Raw genomic sequence first — 16538 nt, 5'->3', positions numbered from 1 at the left:
AATAAAAAACGCCGCCCCTTTGCAGGAGAGCGGCGTTTCTGGTATTCTGTTCCCTACAGCTTAGCTGTTGGCTCTGAACGTGGTGTTGTACAGCTCAATGCTTTGCTCAATAATGCGGTAGGCATCTTCCCTGCCCAGGAAGTTTTCTACAATCACTTCTTTGTTCTCCAGCTTCTTATAGTCTTCAAAGAAACGCTGGATCTCCAACAGGGTGTGTGGAGGCAACTCAGAGATGTCATTGATGTGTTTCACAGACATATCATTGGCAGCAACCGCAATGATTTTATCATCTTCCTCGTTGTTGTCAATCATCTGCATCACCCCAATCACTTTGGCGTCAATGAGGCACATAGGGGCCACATCAATAGAGCAGAGCACCAGGATATCAAGCGGGTCTTTGTCATCACAGTAGGTCTGCGGAATAAAACCGTAGTTGGCGGGGTAATGTACCGCTGAAAACAACACGCGGTCTAATTTAAGCAGGCCGCTGTCTTTATCTAACTCATATTTTGCTTTAGACCCTTTGGGGATCTCAATAATACCGGTCACCACTTTTGGCGCATCTTCGCCGTAATGTACATCATGCCAAGGATTGCTGGCGGTTTGTGAAGTTTCTAACATCTTACTTTTTTATCTAATCTATCCTCTCGCCCAGAAACCCTTATTTCCGGACGTACTCTACTAATGAACGGCCCATGGTGCCATTAGGCTCCTGAATGCGCAGCCAGGCGGCTAAACTTGGGGCTATATCTGTAATGTGGGTCCTTACGGTTGTTTCACCGGCTGGTATTTGCCAGCCATACCAGAGCAGCGGGACATGGGTGTCATAGCCATAGGAACTCCCGTGGCTGGTGCCTTTAACTACGGCCCGGCCATAGTTGTCATACCACCCGGGCTGCAGAACCACCATCACATCTCCGGAGCGGGCGTACATGAAGCCTTTCTCCACCATCATACCCAGGCCGGCCGTCCAATTACTACGGAGCAGGTTATCTGCCGTAAACACACGGGCCACTCCCGGGAAGAGCATCATAATTCTGGCAACCTCCTCCTGTACCTCTATCAGGTTTACTTTTTTGCTCTCTATTACGTTATGGTTGAGGTAGACCTGCTGGTTCATAAACTTACTCACCCAATCAGCTTTTCCAAACTTTTGGTTCAGCCTTTTCTCCAGGGTGTCAGCCATGACTATGTTATTGGTGGTACCAGCCGGAATACGCAATTGCTGCAAGTAGGTTGGGTTATGGGCACCGCCATGGTCAGACGTCAGGAAGACAAGAACGTTTTCTTTCCCCAGATGGCCGTCAATAAACTTCAGGAAATCAGCCAGATCCTGGTCAAGGCGCAAGTAAGTATCTTCTACCTCAATAGAATTTGGGCCGAACTGATGCCCCACATAATCTGTGGTGGAGAAGCTAACAGCCAGGAAATCTGTTACAGCCCCTTTCCCCATGCTCTCTGCCTTGATGGCCTCAACGGCAAATTCTTTTGTATAGGTGTTGCCTGCCGGGATAGCGCGCAGCATGTCAAAGGTTTTACCCCGGTAAGCCGGAATATTATGGGGGAAAACAGGTTTCTGCTCCCCAGCAAAGGTTCCTTCAAACGGCTGATCATCTGCGGTACTGGCGGTGTACTGCTCCAGGGGGCGCAGCGTGGTCCATGGCTGGCTCAGGTATTGATCTGCCAGGTTACGTTTATTAAAAGCTTTCACCCACTCAGGTAAATCCTGCATGTAATATGTACTGCTGATCATGCTGCCATTACTACCGTCATACCAGTAAGCGGCATTGGCGGCATGGCCCGCAGGAAGAATAGAGCCTCTGTCCTTTAAGCTTAACCCAATCACTTTGCTCTTTTGGTTGGTAGCCAGCTTCAACTCATCTGTAATGGTAGAGGCAATCATGTTGACCGGTGACATCTCACCTGCCTTACTTGAACTACCCACCGTTTTAACACTTTTGTCTTCGGCACAGTACGTATTGCGCCCGGTTTCACGGTTGTACCAGTCATTGCTCACTATTCCATGAAAGGCAGGCGTGGTACCCGTATAGATAGAGGCATGCCCTGGCCCCGTATAGGTGGGAACGTAGTTATAGTGATTATCCCGGAAGTTAAACCCTTCCCGGAGCAGGCGCTTAAAGCCCTCATTGGAGTATTTGTCCCAATAGCGGTAGAGATAATCATACCGCATCTGGTCTACCACAATCCCCACCACCAGCTTTGGCTGCTCAGGCACGCGGCTCCCAGACTTCTTCTTTTTCTGTGCCTCTGCCGGAAGCCCCCCTAACAAGATGGCTATGAAGAAAATCCAAAGTTTCTTTGTTCCTTTTCCCATTTTGGTTGTTTTGGCCTGCGTTTATTAGCTATTTTTCTGAAAACGGCTCAAAAACGTAAATATATCTTTGCTTTGCCAGACCTCCACCCATTTTAACAAACATCTCCAAATTTAATATGGAGGTAACATGGGATAGGTATAAAAGCAAAGCGCCCATTTCATCAATGGGCGCTGCTGTATGAGGTATAGGTTAAACTTATCTTCCGGCTGCAAGCGCCTCTGCACCACCCACAATCTCCAGGATCTCAGTGGTAATGGCCGCTTGGCGCGTTCGGTTATAGGTAAGTTTCAATTGTTTCAGGAGTTCACCGGCATTCTCAGTGGCTTTGTCCATGGCAGTCATACGGGCACCGTGCTCAGAGGCGTTAGACTCTAACACAGCTTTATACACCTGAATCTTTAATGATTTAGGAATCAACTGCTCCAGAATCTCCTCTTTAGAAGGTTCAAAAATATAGTCAGACTCGGCTTGAGCCGTCCCCTGCTCCTCCACACTCTCCTGAATAGGCAGGAACTGCTCTGTCCGGATGATTTGGGTAGCCACGTTTTTGAACTCGTTGTAGACAATGTCTACCTGGTCATAGTACCCGGTTCTGAACCCTTCCATGGCTTCTTCAGCGGCAACCCGTACGGTTTCAAAAGATAGCTTCCCAAACACGCCGGTATAATCACCGGGCATGGTGAAGTTACGCTTCTGGAAATACTCGTGCCCTTTCTTCCCGATAGCCATGATCTCTACATTCCCTGCCGCTTGCAGGTCTCTGTAGCGCTCATTGATCAGGTTGTTGACCGCTTTCATAACGTTGCTGTTGAAGGCACCGCACAACCCTCTGTCTGAGGTAACGGCAATGATCAACACCCGCTGCACGTCACGTTTCTGCGCATACACATTCTGCCCCGCCTCTCCCTGTACGCTGGAAAGGTTAGTCAAAATATTGTTCAGCCGCTGGGCGTATGGGCGCATACGAATGATGTTATCCTGAGCCCGGCGCAATTTAGCCGCCGCCACCATTTTCATGGCTTTGGTGATCTGCTGCGTGGAGCCTACAGAAACGATTCGGTTACGTACTTCTTTTAAACTAGCCATTAATAGTTAGTCAAGTATGAACAGAGAAAGAAGAGCACGGCTCTTACCAATGCTCTCCTCCTGTTGATTTTAATTATTTACGGTATCTCGCCGTTAAATCACGAGCTACTGATTTCAACACATCAGTGATGGAATCATCAAATTTACCAGCTCTCAACGCATCTAACACTGGACGGTGCTGCGCGTTTAAGGTCATGGTGAAATCTTTCTCAAAAGTACGCACCTCGTTAACCGGAACATCATCAATCAGACCGTTGGTACAGCAGTAGATCATAGCTACCTGATCTTCTACCGCCACTGGAGCAAACTGAGGCTGCTTCAGAACCTCTAGGTTTCTGCGGCCACGCTCAATGGTCAATTTGGTAGCGGCATCAAGGTCAGAACCAAATTTAGCGAAGGCTTCCAACTCACGGAACTGCGCCTGATCCAGCTTCAAGGTACCGGCCACTTTCTTCATTGATTTGATCTGGGCAGAACCACCCACGCGGGACACCGAGATACCTACGTTGATAGCAGGACGGATACCAGAGTTGAAGAGATTGGTTTCCAAGAAGATCTGACCGTCTGTGATAGAAATCACGTTGGTTGGGATATAGGCAGAAACGTCACCAGCCTGGGTCTCAATGATGGGAAGAGCGGTCAAAGACCCGCCACCTTTCACCAAGTGCTTGATAGACTCTGGCAAGTCGTTCATGTCTTGCGCAATAGAGTCAGAGGCGTTGATCTTAGCGGCACGCTCCAGTAAACGGGAGTGAAGGTAGAATACGTCACCTGGGTACGCCTCACGCCCTGGCGGACGACGAAGCAACAGAGACACTTCACGGTAAGCAACGGCCTGCTTAGACAAGTCATCATATACTACCAGCGCAGGACGGCCGGTATCACGGAAGAACTCACCAATAGCAGCACCCGTGAACGGTGCGTAGAACTGCATTGGGGCTGGGTCAGCAGCCGGAGCGGCTACTACCACGGTGTAACGCATAGCGCCACCTGCTTCCAACGCGTTTACAATCTGCGCTACGGTAGAGGCTTTCTGGCCAATGGCTACGTAGATACAGAAGACAGGCTCGCCTCTTTCAAAGAACTCGCCCTGGTTGATGATGGTATCAATGGCCACGGCGGTTTTACCAGTCTGGCGGTCACCAATGATCAACTCCCGCTGGCCACGGCCAATCGGAATCATAGAGTCAATGGCTTTGATACCGGTTTGCATAGGCTCATTTACCGGCTGGCGGTAGATAACGCCTGGTGCTTTTCTTTCAATGGGCATTTCATACAGCTCACCCACTAATGGGCCTTTGCCGTCAATTGGTTGACCAAGGGTGTTCACCACGCGGCCTACCATGCCATCACCTACTCTTACAGAGGCAATTTTATTTGTTTTTTTAACTGTATCGCCTTCTTTAACGTCGCTCCAGTCACCCAACAATACCGCACCCACATTGTCTTCCTCTAAGTTAAGAACAAGGGCTTGCAGACCATTTTCGAACTCTAACAACTCACCAGACTGCGCCTTAGATAAGCCGTAGATACGAGCAACACCGTCACCCACTTGCAGCACCGTACCAACTTCTTCCAGTTCAGCTTCGGTTCTGAAGTTTGACAGCTGTTCTCTTAAAATCGCTGATACTTCATCAGGTCTAACTTCTGCCATGATTATAGTTTAGTAATGTATGGATTTTCTTTAAACTTATTTTTCAATTTCTGCACGTTGCTGCGAACCGAGTTGTCTAGTTGCAGATCGCCAATGCGCAGTACGTACCCGCCCACTACAGCCGGGTCTACCACTTCTTGTAACTCTACCGTTTTTCCTGTACGGTCTACCACCATCTTCTGGAAGGTAGCCCGCAACTCTGGGGTGAGAGGCACGGCAGTGGTTACCGTTGCTTTTTGGATGCCTTTGATATTATTGTACTGTTTCACAAACTCTGTTGCCACAGACTCCAGAATCTCTTCGCGGTTCTTCTGGGTTACAATTCTAAAGAAGGCCATGGTAAGCTCAGTCATGCTATTCCCAAAGAGGGAAGTGAGGATGGCAAGCTTCTTATCATGTTTTATAATCGGGTTGCGCAGTACTAGGCTCAAGTCACGGCTTCCGCTCAAGGTCTTGGTGAAGGAAAGCATATCTTGGTATACTTTCTCCAGTGACCCTTTTTCCTGGGCTAGTTCTAGCAGAGACTTGGCGTACCGGGAGGCAACTCTTTCGTCTGACATTTCTTTCTCTTGCGTGGGTTAAAACGATTTGCTTCCACTTTTGGGGCGGGAAGCCGCTCGCCTGTTCTTACGTCTTAGCCTAAGTTAGCCTCCTGCAAGTAGCTCTGAACCAACGCGCGTTGCGCCTGCTCATCTTGCAGCTCACGCTTGATCAGTTTCTCTGCAATATCAATTGACAAAGTAGCCGCCAGGTTTTTCACCTCAGTCAACGCTGCTTTCTTCTCATTTTCAATTGACAGACGCGCATTTTCAATCATGCGCTGGCCTTCTTCATTGGCTTTGGCCCGCGCACCTTCCACCAGGTGGTTAGCCGCTTCAGTAGCTTCTTTCAAGATGCGCTCGCGTTCTGCACGGGCTTCATTTAACAGACGCTCATTGTCTGCTTTCAGAGACTGCATTTCCAGCTTGGCTTTTTCAGCCATGCTCAACGCATGGTCAATGTTCGCTTCGCGCTCGCGCAGGGCTGCCATGATAGGCTTCCAGGCGAACTTAGACAACAGGAACAGCACCAGCAAGAAGGTAACCACTTGCCAAAAAAGTAAACCAATACCTGGGGTTACTAACGGATTCATCTTACAATGTTTATTTTTCCAGAGAAACGCTTCTCTCAACTATTGACTCTACTACACTTTTTTTATCGCGTCTCCCGGTCCAGACCAATCGTCAGGACGGGAGATGCGATAAAACTCATTCTTAGCGAATGAAAGAAATCAGAAGGCAAACAACCACGCCAAACAGGGCCACACCTTCAATAAGAGCAGAAGCAATGATCATTGCAGTCTGGATCTTACCACCAGCTTCTGGTTGTCTTGCGATAGATTCCATGGCAGAGCCACCGATTCTACCGATACCCAGACCAGCGCCAAGAGCAACTAAACCAGCACCGATACCGGCACCCATGATAGCTAAACCAGCACCTTCTGAAAAAGCTTGAAGCAATAATGCTAACAACATAGTAGTAGATATATATAGTTAAAAAAAGGAATTCAAATATTAATGGTGGGCGTCTACCGCATACGGGGCGTCGCCGTGGCCCATATCATCATGGTGGTCATGCTCTTCTACCGCCCCGCCAAAGTACATGGCAGACAGCAGGGTAAAGATATACGCTTGCAGTAAAGCCACAAACAGCTCCAAAAAGTTCATAAAGGTAGCAAATGCCACACTCACAGGACCAATGGCTACGCTTTCAAAAATAAAGATTAGGCTGAACAAGCTAAGAATAATGATGTGCCCGGCCGTAATGTTGGCAAAAAGACGCACCATGAGAGAGAAAGGCTTGGTAAAAATACCAATCACCTCTACCAATGGCATAATAGGAATACCCCATTTCAGCCACCACGGAACACCCGGCGTATTGAAAATATGCCCCCAGTAGGATTTGTTCCCACTAAACACAGTGATCAACAAAGTCATCAACGCAAGCACCAACGTAACGGCAATATTACCGGTCAAGTTAGCACCGCCCGGGATCAAGCCCAACAGGTTATTGAACCAGATAAAGAAGAAGATAGTGAGCAAGTAGGGCATAAACCGCTCATACTTAGGCCCAATGTTGGTTTTTGCAATCTCATCGCGAATAAAGATGATGATAGGCTCAAAGAAAGACTGAACCCCTCTTGGCCCCTGCCCTCTGCGTTTTTTGTACGCCCCGGCTATAGAGAAGAACACCAGGAACAACAGCAGCACGCTCACAAACATGGAAGCCACGTTTTTGGTGATAGACAAATCTAAAGGGGCCGCGTGTTTTTCCTCACCGTTCTCCCCCTCTACCACCTTTGGCTCACCTTCTTCATTGGCATAGTAAATATGCCCGTGCTCCATCACATAGCCTTTGTAGGGCTTCAACTGATGATGTTCATCATAAAAGTTAGATGACATAAAAACATCCAACTTGCCCTCGCCATATAATATTACCGGCAACGGCAACACAACACCATCAGCGAAATGCCAGGTATAATCATCCCCCACGTGGTGCATGATCATATCACCGGGGCTGAATTTCTCACCTTCGGCTGATTCTGCCGCTTGGGCAGAAAAAGTAAACAAAGCAAACAGGAAAACGAGTATCTTCTTCATTAAGAGCGATTTAAAAGCAACACATTTTATGTAAACGCATTGCCCTAGGCATGCTTTTTTGAATTTCGGCGCAAGTTACTCAACAATGCGTAGATTTCAAATGCGGTATAAATAAAATAAAGGGCGAAAAAGTTTAACACAAATTGCACCAGCCGTTCCTCATGGAAATATCTATATACAAAAATTGCTATTATTGAGAACAGCATGCGCACCCCCATAGAGGTGTAATAGAACGCGGCCAGGTGCTCTGCGTCAAACTTCAGCCCCATATTGGCCAGGTAGTGGGCAAAGCCGGTCACAAACACAAAGAACGCCAGCAGCCACCAGATGTACGGGTGCACCACCTCAAACCCGGTAAACGCCTGCAGTGCGCTTGCCACCAATACCAGCACACCGGTCACCACTACCATTCCCCGTATAAACTTCACGCTTACTTCTTCTTGGTGAGAGATACTATTACTGAGTACATGGAGGCAAACACCGCAACCACCAGCAGCGCCAGCGTCCACCAGGGTGTCTGGTTCTGGAAATAGGCGTCTAGTTTCCGGCCGCCAAACGCCGCCACCCCCATGATGGCAATCATCTGAAAAGCCAATCCAGAATACTTCAGGTAGGGCTTCACGTTTGATTCTTCCTCTTCCTTCAAAGGCTTCTGGTTAGGTTCCATGGCAGTAGGGTTTTGGAATACAGAGGACAAAGCTACGCACACCGCGCCGATTTCCAATTTTCTGTTTTCGCCTGTTTTGGCCAAAACAGGCCGAAAACGCACCAAGCTGCGGGCATAAGCGTGTAAGCCACTTCTTTAATGCGTCATTATATTTTCTGTTTCTGGCCTGTTTTTCAGAAAACAGGCCAGAAACAGCTTTTTTTTTACAGGAGTTGGCCTACCTTACTTTATCTGCAGCGCAGCTATTTACGTATGGTAGCAAGAGCCTAAAAAATTGTAAATTTGCTTCTTATGTCTTTTACAGTACGGGCAGAGCAGGGTAAAGCGTTGTGCTACAGGCTGAAATAGAAGGTGTTCTTTAAAATAAATCTTGCAGCGTACAGTTCTACTGTTGATCCATATTCCTTTTACGTTGAAGCAGACACGTTTTCTTCTTTTTATTTTCTTAGTTCCCCTTCTGGCTGGCTGTTCCCCTGACAGCACCGGCTTTTTGGGGCGGCGGTTCCATAACCTCAATGCCCGGTACAACGGGTACTTTCTGGCGCGGGAGAAAATGAAGGAAGTAGAGGCCAAAATAGAGGCGGCCCACGTGAATGACTACAACCGCATTCTAGACATTCTTCCGCCGCTGGACACCACGGTCCTGAAAACGCTGCAGCCAGACCTTGAGGAAGTTATCAAACGCGCGTCCTTTCCTATTGCCCGCCACCCTAAATCTAAATGGGTAGATGACTGCTACGTGCTTATTGGCAAAGCCCGTTACTATCAGGGCGAAGAAATAGAAGCCATTAAAGCGTTCCGGTTTGTGCAGACCACCGGTAAAGACCGCCATGCCAGGCATGAGGCCCTGGTCTGGCTGATGCGCACCTACCTGCGGCAGAAAGACTATGATGCGGCCATCTCGGTCTCTGAACTGTTCAGAAAGGAACGCATGAATGAGGAGAATGGCCTGGCGCTTCTGCTGACCAGGGCGCAACTTGCCAGTGAGCAGAATACCCTGCCGGTGGTGATTGAAAACCTGGAAAGGGCCGTCCCGTTTGCGAAGGCGAAAGACCAGGAGTCCAGAATCAGGTTCATACTGGGGCAGCTGTACCAGGCCACCAACCAGGATGACAAGGCGTACCCGCACTATGCCCGCATCCTTAAAAAGAACCCGCCCTATGAGCTGGGCTTCTACGCGCAGCTGAACCTGGCGCAGGTCACAGAGCTGAAAGACGCCAAAGCCAAAGAAGAAATTGAGTCTTTCCTGTTCAAACTGGCCAAAGACGAAAAAAACAAAGAGTACCTGGATAAAATCTACTATGACCTGGCAAAGCTTCAGCTGCGCCAGAACGAGTACCAGGACGCGTTAGGCTATCTCAAGCAGTCTACCGCCGCCTCTACCACCAACAGAAACCAGAAGGCGTATTCTTACCTGCTCACGGCCCAGATTCATTATGAGCATCTGGAGCAATACAAGTTGGCGCAGGCATACTATGACAGCACCCTTCAGCTATTGCCCTCTACCGCTCTGGGCTATGAAGAATTAACTGACCGGAAAACCGTCTTAACGGCTTTTGTGCAGCAACTGGACATCATCAGAACCGAAGACAGTCTGCAGGCCCTGGCACGTTTAGGAACAGAGGAGCGGGCGCAGCGTGTAGCCCAGCAGATTGCCAATGAGCAGGAAGCGCAGCGCCTGGCCGCTCAGGCCGCCGCAGCCCCTGGCGCCACCGGCACCGCCGCCTCCAGAGGACCTGCCGCCGGCTTTGGCACGCAAGGCGGCACCTGGTACTATGACAACCCGGTAGTCATAGCCAACGCCCGCAACGATTTCCTCCGCACCTGGGGTGAACGGCCACTCCAGGACAACTGGCGCCGCATGGCCGCCCTCTCTGGCAGCATAGGGTTGACAGCTGGCGTACAGACCGTAGCCGGAGTTGACAGTGTGGCCCTGGCCGAAGCAAATGCTCAAAAACAGGCTGAGTACCTAGCGGCGATTCCGCTTACCCCGGCACAGCAGCAGGCGTCTAACACCCGTCTGGAAGAAGCCTATTTCACACTGGGCAATATTTACCAGCAGCGGCTCAGGGAGCCTGAAGAGGCTATTAGCACTTTTGAAACCCTGCTGCGCCGTTTTCCCGCTTCGTCACATGCCTCAGAGGTGTATTACAGCCTGTACGTGATGGCCAATGCCCTGCAACAAACAGAGGCTGCCCAGAAATATGCCGCCGCGCTGCGGGAGCGTTTTCCTACGTCTAAGTATACCAAGCTCATTGATCAGCCTGACTTCCTGCGCACCTATTCTGCAGAGAATGCGGCCGCCCATGCCCTTTATGACTCTGCGTTTGTGCTGTATAACACAGAGGCGTATGCCCCGGCCAATGCTGTTTTAGACCAACTTTCAGAAAAATACCCCGGAAACGACATTCCGGACCAGGTAGCCTTTCTGCGAACAATGATAGTGGGCCGCACCCAACCCGCAGACACGTTCAAGGCTGGTCTGGAGCAGTTTATCCAACAATACCCAGAGAGCAAGCTTCTGCCTAAAGCCAAAGAGTTTCTAACCCTGCACCAGCGCTATGAGAGCGGCGAACTGGCAAAGGCTCCAGAACCCGCGGCCCCTGCCGCACCAGTGGCCGTTCTGCCCCAATACAAAGCTGATCTCACCGCTCGGCACTCGTTTGTAGTAGCCCATTCAGCAGATACCCTTGCCCTGAGTCAGCTCATCAAAGGGTTTGAACAGTACAACAGCAGGTTTCACCCTCGTAAGAACCTTACAATAACTACGCTGCCCTTTAATGAGGGTACGGTCTTGCTTGTGATAACCCCCTTCCCAGATTTTAAAGGCAGTCAGCAGTACGCTAAATTACAAACGGCCCGCAGCTCCCCGCTTGCTTCTATAAAAGGCCCGAAATTTGCTACCTTTGTTATCTCAGATGCCAACCTCGCGGCGCTTCAGCAATTGCGGGATATTGAGCAGTATGTAGCCTTCTTTGAAAAAAATTACCAATAAGATGTCATCATCGCCTTCAAATAAGTACCGGAAGATCATTTCGGGGCTTTGGATCCTCTTTGCCGGAGGGTTTGTGTTCTTCCTGCTGTACATTTTTGCCGTCAGCATTAACTTCCTGAACCTTTTTGGCGACCTGCCAGACTTGAAAACACTGGAGAACCCTAAAAGTGAGCTAGCCTCTGAGGTGTATTCAGAAGACGGCCAGCTGCTGGGCAAATACTTCCGGGAGAACCGTAGCCCTGTTACTTATGAGCAATTGCCCAAACACCTGGTTGACGCCCTCATTGCCACAGAAGACATCCGGTTTGAGGAACACTCCGGCATAGACTTTAAGGGCACCCTGGCGGTACCCTACTATCAGCTCACGGGCAAGCAGGACCGTGGCTCCAGTACCCTCACCCAGCAATTGGCCCGCAACCTCTTCCGGACCCGTGAAGACCTGAATGATGGTTTGCTCAGCGGGGTGCCAGGTCTGCGCATGCTGATCATCAAGACCAAAGAATGGATCATGTCTATTAAGCTGGAGCGGTCTTATACCAAGCGGGAGATCCTGCTCATGTACCTGAACACCGTAGATTTTGGCAGCAACGCATTTGGGATAAAAGTAGCCGCCAGAACCTTCTTCAATAAGAGCCCGGAAGATTTAACCGTGGAAGAGGCCGCCACCTTGGTGGGAGTATTAAAAGGCCCCTCCTACTATAGCCCAGTTTCCCGCCCAGAACGGTCCCTGAGCCGCCGCAATACGGTTCTGGACCAGATGCACAAATATAATTTCATTGACGAGCCCACCTATACGGCAGCCACAGCCAAACCTATTGCCCTTAACCTGAATGTTGAAAACCAGAACAAAGGCTTAGCCCCCTATTTCAGGACAGAGATGGGCAAGTTCCTGGTAAAGTGGGCCAAGGAGAACGGCTATGACCTGTATTCTGACGGGCTCAAGATTTACACCACCATCAATGCCCGCATGCAGCAGCACGCAGAGGCGGCGGTAGAGCAGCACATGAAAGTGATGCAGAAAGAATTCTTCCGGCAGTTTAAAGGCAAAAGCCCCTGGATTGATGAGAACGGCCGCGAAATTAAAGGCTTCCTTCAGGATCAGATTAAACGCACCGCCCGCTATAAGAGCCTGGTAGAACAGTATGACGGAAATGAAGATTCTATCAAGTTCTACCTGAATGAGAAAGTGCCCATGAAGGTCTTTTCCTGGAGTGGTGAGCGTGACACGCTCATGAGCCCTATGGATTCATTGCGCTATTACAAACATTACCTGCAGGCGGGCTTTATGGCAATGGACCCCTTGACCGGTCACATTAAGGCCTGGGTTGGGGGGACTAATTACAAGTACTTCAAATATGACCACGTGAAACAAGGCGCGCGCCAGCCCGGTTCTACGTTCAAACCATTTGTCTACACCACTGCCATTGAAAAGGGCTATTCACCTTGCTATGAAGTGGTAGATGCCCCTGTCACCATCATTAATGAAGACGGCGTTCCCTGGACTCCCAAAAACAGCGAAGGAACATATTCTGGCAAAAAACTTACTTTGCGTCAGGCACTGGCCTTTTCTGTGAACTCCATTACCGCGTTCTTAATGAAGAAACTGGGGCCTGAGGAAGTGGTGAGCACCGCCAAGCGCCTCGGTATTACTACTAAGCTGAACCCATACGCCTCTTTGGCGCTGGGCTCTGATGATGTGACTCTTTATGACATGGTGGGTGCCTACGGTACCTTTGTGAACAAAGGTGTCTGGACAGAGCCACAGTACCTGCTTCGCATTGAAGATAAGAACGGCAACGTGTTACAGGAATTTGCCCCTAAAACCGTAGAGGCTTTAAATGAGGAGACCGCCTACCTCATGGTACACATGCTGCAAGCGGGGGCTGACATACGGGGTGGTACCTCCTATTACGGTTTGCGCCACAGGTATGGTTTGAAAAATGAGATTGGGGCTAAAACCGGAACCACGTCTAACCAATCAGATGCCTGGTTTATGGGGATTACCCCAGATTTAGCAGCCGGGGTTTGGGTAGGCGGTGAAGACCGCAGTATCCACTTCCGGAGTGCGGCCTATGGCCAGGGTAATAAATTAGCGTTGCCTATTTATGCGTATTTCATGCAGAAAGTGTATGCAGATAAAAACCTGAATGTCTCTAAGGCACCCTTCCCTAAACCAGCCTCGCTTTCAGTAGAAATCAACTGCAATACCTATAACAATGGCCCTGCCCCCGCTGATTCCGTACAACAAGAGCAAATCTTAACGTTGCCAGAAAACGTTGACGAGCAGAAATTTTAAGGGAAGCAGAAGCATATGGCTGTTGAGGAAACACTGAAGGAGCAGTTAAAACACTTGCCGCACCGGCCGGGTATCTACAAGTTCTATGATGACAAAGGCATTATCTATGTGGGTAAAGCCGTTGACATCAGAAAACGGGTGAGCAGCTACTTCAACCGTTCTAACCAGCACAACAAGAAGACGCTCAAGCTCATCTCCCAGATCAAACGGGTAGAGTTTACCATTGTAGACAGTGAGGCAGATGCTTTCCTCCTGGAGAACAACCTTATCAAGCAGCATCAGCCCAAATACAATATTCTGCTGAAGGATGGTAAGACATACCCGTACCTGTGTATTACCAATGAGCGCTTTCCCCGCGTTCTGAGCACGCGCAACAAGATCAATGACGGCTCCCGTTATTTTGGCCCCTACCCTAGTGTGACCAGTATGTACGTGGTGCTGGAACTGATCAGGTCCCTGTACCCCTTACGTACCTGCAGCTACAACCTGAGCCCTGTCAATATTCAGAGTGGTAAATTCAAGGTTTGCCTGGAGTACCACATTGGCAACTGCAAAGGCCCCTGTGAAGGATTGTATGAGGAGGAAGAATACAACCAGCACATACAGCAGATCAAGAACATTCTCTCTGGTAATATGGCCGTAGCCAAGAATTACTTCAAAGAGAAGATGTCTGCAGCTGCGGCAGAGTACCAGTATGAACTGGCGCACCAGTATAAGCAGAAACTTGACCTGTTGGATGATTTCCAATCTAAGTCTACTGTAGTCAGCAATACCCTTACCAACATTGATGTCTTCACCATTACTTCAAATGAGAAATGCGCATTTCTCAATTACCTGAAGGTGATGAACGGCTCTATTATATCTACCCAGTCGCTGGAGCTGCAGAAAAAACTGGAAGAAACAGATCAGGATATTCTGGCATCTATGATTATGCAGCTGCGCGCAGACTATGAGAGTACAGCCAAGGAGATACTGGTAAACATAGATGACCTGCAGTTGCCGCTTGATAGCATCACCATTACGGTACCCCAGATAGGCGATAAGCGCAAACTGCTGAACCTCTCGCTTAAAAATGCCTTGTACTTGCGCAAAGAGCGCGAAAGCATGCAAGACAAGAGTAAAGACAGCAGTGAGGTGCGCATCATGGAGACCATGAAACGGGACCTTCGCCTCACAGAGCTTCCTAAGCATATTGAGTGCTTTGACAACTCCAACTTTCAGGGAGATAACCCGGTGGCCTCTATGGTATGCTTCAGGAACGCCAAGCCCTCTAAAAAGGATTACCGTCACTTCCACATCAAAACGGTAGTTGGGCCAGATGACTTTGCCTCAATGTATGAGGTGGTCACCCGCCGGTACCGTCGGCTTTTGGAAGAAGGGGCTTCTCTGCCCCAGCTTGTCATCATTGATGGTGGAAAAGGACAACTGGGCATGGCCGTGAAAGCCCTGAAAGACCTGGGCATCTATGGGCAGGTAGCCATAGTGGGTATTGCCAAAAGGCTGGAGGAAATCTTTTATCCCGGTGATTCCTTCCCTCTCTACATTGACAAGAAGTCTGAATCTTTAAAACTGATTCAACGGCTACGTAATGAAGCGCACCGTTTTGCCATTACATTCCACCGCTCAAGACGTGACGCCGGTACTTTGCAGACTGAACTTACCCAAATTAAAGGCCTGGGGCCCGCTACGGCAGAAAAGCTCTTAAGTAAATTTAAATCTGTAAAGAAAATAGCAAGTCTTTCGCAAGAAGAGTTAGAGGTGGAAGTAGGGAAGAGCAAAGCCCAGATCTTACGCAACTATTTCAGCCAAAGCAAATAAACGTATTTTTTTCGTTCTTCTGTTTTAGGGCTGTTTTTCAGAAAACAGCCCTAAAACAGAAGCTTTAAATGTAGTTTCTGCTGATGTGTAGATTCTGCTGCTCTTTTAGAAGTTGCTCCTGTTGTTAAAATGTGTGGTTTGGGGCTCTTATGGTAAGAAGAGCGGCAAGTATGTGTAGTCCACTTTTGGCGGTGAATAGTCTGCTGTTTCCCCTGGCTTTGTCGTTTGACGCGGTGGTTTAATAGCTGTGTTGTTTCTTCTTTACCGGTAAGCGCTCACGGCCGAGGGGCCCCGTCCTGGCGCTCACACTGCTGTTAAAACTACGCCTTCGGCACCGTAGTAACAGAGGCGCTCACCACCGCCAGAATCAGTTTGGGTTCCTCTTCTGATCAGCTCCTCTTCTTTTGTCTGTCTCTGCAGGTAACCGCTGCTGTTCCGCTGGCCTGTGGCGAGCCCGTGCTGCGCAATCAGCCAGAGACAGAAGTGCTAATTAACAGAGGTGCCAGCAGCAGAAATAAGTAGAATCTGTCCCATACATGTCTGATTAAAGTGCTAGGTTTTGCACGGGTAGGGTGACCTCTGTTTTGGCCTGTTTTCCTGAAAACAGGCCAAAAACAGAACAGATGTTTCAAGCTTCCTAATTATGAGATAGCTTCTGACAGAAGTGAGGATTAATAGGGAGTAGCAACAGCAGGAGTGGTAAAAGAAGATACAGGTTAAAGATATTTAAACTGTATCTATCATGGCAACAGTTTGCAACTACCATAAGTCGGCTGCCCCGCATCTCTTTTGCCCTCTATGGCGCGGAAGTTACTTCCGTGCTACTAACGCTACCTTTCCCATGGAAGGGGGCAAAGGGGAAATCTCACTTAAGAGGCACCCAAACGAGTATTAAGGTAGCGGGAGAAGCTCATAAAGACGGGTATTTACCTGCCGGTGCACGCATGGCTGAGGTACAATAATATTTCCTATGCCCCACCCATTCCATATTATACCTCTATCAGAGAGAAAGGACTTTACATTTGCTGCGGCTGTTCGCCCGAACTT

13 protein-coding genes are annotated in these 16538 nt (G+C 49.1%); 3 read left to right on the top strand and 10 right to left on the bottom strand.

Annotated features, from left to right (window positions below):
- Positions 1–60 precede the first annotated feature (60 nt).
- From A8O25_RS12600 to A8O25_RS12555, 10 genes are all read right to left on the bottom strand, one after another.
- The gene (locus A8O25_RS12600) at positions 61–621 is read right to left on the bottom strand and encodes an inorganic diphosphatase (protein ID WP_066835376.1); all 561 of its coding nucleotides are present in this window, start codon (positions 619–621) and stop codon (positions 61–63) included.
- 40 nt (positions 622–661) lie between these two features.
- A complete protein-coding gene (gene pafA / locus A8O25_RS12595; RefSeq protein WP_066835374.1) occupies positions 662–2335 on the bottom strand; it encodes an alkaline phosphatase PafA in 1674 nt (557 codons plus the stop codon).
- A gap of 196 nt (positions 2336–2531) precedes the next feature.
- The gene (gene atpG / locus A8O25_RS12590) at positions 2532–3422 is read right to left on the bottom strand and encodes an ATP synthase F1 subunit gamma (protein ID WP_066835372.1); all 891 of its coding nucleotides are present in this window, start codon (positions 3420–3422) and stop codon (positions 2532–2534) included.
- 73 nt (positions 3423–3495) lie between these two features.
- Complete coding sequence (atpA, locus tag A8O25_RS12585) at positions 3496–5076, bottom strand: F0F1 ATP synthase subunit alpha (RefSeq protein WP_066835370.1); 1581 nt, start codon at positions 5074–5076, stop codon at positions 3496–3498.
- Positions 5077–5078: 2 nt separating this feature from the next.
- A complete protein-coding gene (atpH, locus tag A8O25_RS12580; RefSeq protein ID WP_066835368.1) occupies positions 5079–5636 on the bottom strand; it encodes an ATP synthase F1 subunit delta in 558 nt (185 codons plus the stop codon).
- 74 nt (positions 5637–5710) lie between these two features.
- Positions 5711–6208: a F0F1 ATP synthase subunit B gene (locus tag A8O25_RS12575; RefSeq protein WP_066835366.1), complete on the bottom strand. Its 498-nt coding sequence runs from the start codon at positions 6206–6208 to the stop codon at positions 5711–5713.
- Between the two features lie 121 nt (positions 6209–6329).
- On the bottom strand, positions 6330–6590 hold the full coding sequence (gene atpE, locus A8O25_RS12570; RefSeq protein WP_066835364.1) for an ATP synthase F0 subunit C: 261 nt from the start codon (positions 6588–6590) through the stop codon (positions 6330–6332).
- 39 nt (positions 6591–6629) lie between these two features.
- Complete coding sequence (gene atpB, locus A8O25_RS12565; RefSeq protein WP_066835362.1) at positions 6630–7715, bottom strand: F0F1 ATP synthase subunit A; 1086 nt, start codon at positions 7713–7715, stop codon at positions 6630–6632.
- 44 nt (positions 7716–7759) lie between these two features.
- A complete protein-coding gene (locus tag A8O25_RS12560) occupies positions 7760–8143 on the bottom strand; it encodes a hypothetical protein (protein WP_066835361.1) in 384 nt (127 codons plus the stop codon).
- A 2-nt stretch (positions 8144–8145) separates the two neighbouring features.
- The gene (locus A8O25_RS12555; RefSeq protein ID WP_066835359.1) at positions 8146–8382 is read right to left on the bottom strand and encodes an AtpZ/AtpI family protein; all 237 of its coding nucleotides are present in this window, start codon (positions 8380–8382) and stop codon (positions 8146–8148) included.
- 370 nt (positions 8383–8752) lie between these two features.
- Between A8O25_RS12555 and porW the strand changes: the two genes are divergently transcribed.
- From porW to uvrC, 3 genes are read left to right on the top strand one after another with little or no spacing between them, the layout of a single operon-like run.
- Positions 8753–11377 (top strand): type IX secretion system periplasmic lipoprotein PorW/SprE, encoded by a 2625-nt coding sequence (gene porW, locus A8O25_RS12550; protein ID WP_479559379.1) that lies wholly within the window; start codon positions 8753–8755, stop codon positions 11375–11377.
- 1 nt (position 11378) lies between these two features.
- The gene (locus A8O25_RS12545) at positions 11379–13673 is read left to right on the top strand and encodes a penicillin-binding protein 1A (protein WP_066835355.1); all 2295 of its coding nucleotides are present in this window, start codon (positions 11379–11381) and stop codon (positions 13671–13673) included.
- 15 nt (positions 13674–13688) lie between these two features.
- Entirely contained in the window at positions 13689–15491 is a 1803-nt protein-coding gene (gene uvrC, locus A8O25_RS12540) for an excinuclease ABC subunit UvrC (RefSeq protein ID WP_066835353.1), read from the top strand.
- Positions 15492–16538: the final 1047 nt, after the last annotated feature.

Origin of the sequence: Rufibacter ruber (assembly GCF_001647275.1) — a bacterium.
Taxonomy (GTDB): domain Bacteria; phylum Bacteroidota; class Bacteroidia; order Cytophagales; family Hymenobacteraceae; genus Nibribacter; species Nibribacter ruber_C.
Note: the sequence above shows the minus strand (reverse complement) of the source record. Positions and strands in the feature narration are given on the sequence as shown.